The sequence below is a fragment of the Salifodinibacter halophilus genome (assembly GCA_012999515.1).
Classification (GTDB): Bacteria; Pseudomonadota; Gammaproteobacteria; order Nevskiales; family Salinisphaeraceae; genus Salifodinibacter; species Salifodinibacter halophilus.
The window spans coordinates 1-275 of the sequence record JABEEB010000214.1 but is presented as its reverse complement, the minus strand read 5'-3'; the positions used below and the strand labels follow the sequence as shown (position 1 = coordinate 275).

Genomic DNA, 275 nt, shown 5'->3' with positions numbered 1-275 from the left:
ATGCCAGCAGCAGCGGCACCGTCGTCAACTACGGCCAGAACTGCACGCCGCGGCGCCTGCCGGTGCCGCCGCGCGATCTCGACGGCGACGGCGGCAGCGACATGGCCTGGCTGCACGAACTGGGCTATCTGGCGACCTGGACCCTGCACGACGGCCAGCGCCTGGCCGGACGCTCGTTCACCGTCGGCGCCGGTTGGCGCGTGCTGGCCATCGACGATTTCGACGGCGACGGCCGCGCCGAACTGGTGTGGAGCGACGGCAATGGGATGCAGATG

1 protein-coding gene is annotated in these 275 nt (G+C 70.9%); it reads left to right on the top strand.

All coding sequences use genetic code 11. The annotated features are described in order from the left end of the window. Positions 1 to 275: VCBS repeat-containing protein (locus HKX41_11370; protein NNC24731.1), on the top strand; the 275-nt coding region annotated here is incomplete at both ends.